Source organism: Streptomyces sp. AM25, assembly GCF_058146165.1.
On the sequence record NZ_JBKIWN010000118.1, the window covers coordinates 1 to 1,924 of the forward strand.

Annotated in this window: 2 protein-coding genes; both read left to right on the top strand. The window is 68.0% G+C overall.

Translation table 11 applies throughout. The features are described from left to right. The first annotated feature begins 150 nt into the window (after nucleotides 1-150). Nucleotides 151-1,182 carry a tyrosine-type recombinase/integrase gene (locus tag ACLHRZ_RS37085; RefSeq protein ID WP_490422986.1) on the top strand — a complete coding sequence of 344 codons (1,032 nt, stop codon included), beginning with the start codon at nucleotides 151-153 and terminating at the stop codon, nucleotides 1,180-1,182. Further along, entirely contained in the window at nucleotides 1,179-1,901 is a 723-nt protein-coding gene (locus tag ACLHRZ_RS37090) for a hypothetical protein (protein ID WP_490422987.1), read from the top strand. The genes ACLHRZ_RS37085 and ACLHRZ_RS37090 overlap by 4 nt, the downstream gene beginning before the upstream one ends. The last annotated feature ends 23 nt before the right edge of the window (nucleotides 1,902-1,924 follow it).

Below are 1,924 nucleotides of genomic sequence, written 5' to 3' on the forward strand. Positions count from 1 at the left end.
ATCAGGAACGGGACTTAACACCCTCTGAGTACTCGTTAGCTTGCTGTGGACTCTTTATCTTGCTGTGCTCGCGACACGGTGTTTCGGGTTCAGCGGCTGGTGATGCCGTCCGGGACGGAGTCGTCGACGGTACTGGCCGACGGGGAGGTCGTGGATCCGGCCGACCGGTTCCTCGCGCATCTCACGGCGATTGATCGCTCGCCCAACACGGTCCGTGCCTACGCTCACGATCTGCGGGACTACTTCGAGTTCCTGAAGCGGCACGGATTGCGGTGGGACGGGGTCGCCCTGGAAGATCTGGGCCGGTTCATCACCTGGCTGCGGCTACCGGAGGCGGGCCGCGATGGGCAGGTGGTGGCATTGCCGTGGGTCGAGGCGAATCTTGCTGCAGCAACGGTCAACCGGAAGCTGTCGGCACTGGCCTCGTTCTACGAGTTCCACCACCGACACGGCGCCGGGCCCGGTGAGTTGCTGACGCGGTGGCGCCCCGGACGACGCGGCGGGTCCTGGCAGCCGTTCCTCGCGCATCTCGGTTCACGACCGGAACGGCACCGCGCGATTACTTTGCGCGCCGAACGCCGGCCGCCGCGTGAGCTGAGCCAGGCGGAGATGGCGATGCTGATCGCGGCGTGCAACCGGCTGCGGGACAAATTCTTGCTGGGCCTGTTGAAGGGCACGGGCCTGCGCATCGGCGAGGCTCTGGGACTGCGGCACGAAGACCTCGATCCGCGCCTGCGGGTGGTGGCGGTCAGGGCTCGCACGAACGTCAACCGGGCACGGGCGAAGACGTGGTCGCGGGAAGTGCCCGTCGATGCGGACCTGTTCCGTCTCTACAGCGACTATCTTCACGACGAGTACGGCACGCTGGACTGCGACTACGTGTTCGTGAACCTCTGGGGCTCCCCAGTCGGGGCGCCGATGAACTACTCCAGCGTCGACCGGCTGGTGCGCCAGCTGCGCAAGAGCACTGGTATCGCGTTTTCGCCCCATCTTTTCCGGCACAGCTACGCTACCGCGCTGCTGCGTCGCGGCGTCGCCGCCGAGGTCGTCCAACAGCTGCTCGGACACGCAAACCTCAGCACCACCATCGATACCTACTCCCACCTGGGCATCGAGGACGCTCGGCGGGCACTGACCGCAGCCGGGTTCCTGGGTGGGCCGGAAACGGAGCCATCAGCATGAGGCAACTCGTTCCGATTCCCGCCGGCGAGAGCGCCGAGAGCATCGGCCTGGCCGCTCGTCTGCGGCCCCGGTTCGCGCAACCGGTGATCCTGGTCGACCCCGACGACCCGGTGATCGGTGGGCCGCGCTGTTTGGTCCCGGTCTGCGAACGCCTCGCGGTGATCTTCGCCAAGTGCTCGGCTCACCACCAGCGTTGGATCGATGACGGACGTCCCGACGATGTCCATGCCTGGGCGGCGACGGCACCGGCGAACCGGCGCTGGCTGCAGCAGCCGCCCAAGTGCGCGATCGGCAGCTGCCGACGCAGCCGACGTGAACACGGCCTGTGTCACTCCCACGCTCATCGCTGGCACCGCCAGGGCCGTCCGAATCTGCCGGGATGGATCACCGACGGCGGTGGCCCGCCGCTGCCGGCCGGGCCCGACTGCGTCTTTCCCGAGTGCGGGCTCGAAGCCGAGGGCGAGGCCGGATTGTGCGTCCACCACCGCAACCGGTGGGTCCGCGCCGACCGGCCGCCCCTTGAGTCGTGGCTGCTCGGTTGCGCGACCTTCGGGCAGGATCGCTTCGACCTGCGGGCCCTGCCCGAGCCAATGCGACTGGAGATCGCCTACGCGATCCAGTGCCGCGTCGACGAACGACGCACCATCACCCGGCCCTACTCGATTCGGCGCCTGCTTCGGGCACTTCCCGGCGCCGGGGCCGACTCACTGCTGGACTGACGTGCCCCGAGCCTGACGGACAC

Coding starts and splice junctions, on each gene's coding strand:
- ACLHRZ_RS37090 (WP_490422987.1), top strand. CDS start 1,179: ATGAGGCAACTCGTTCCGATTCCCGCCGGCGAGAGCGCCGAGAGCATC.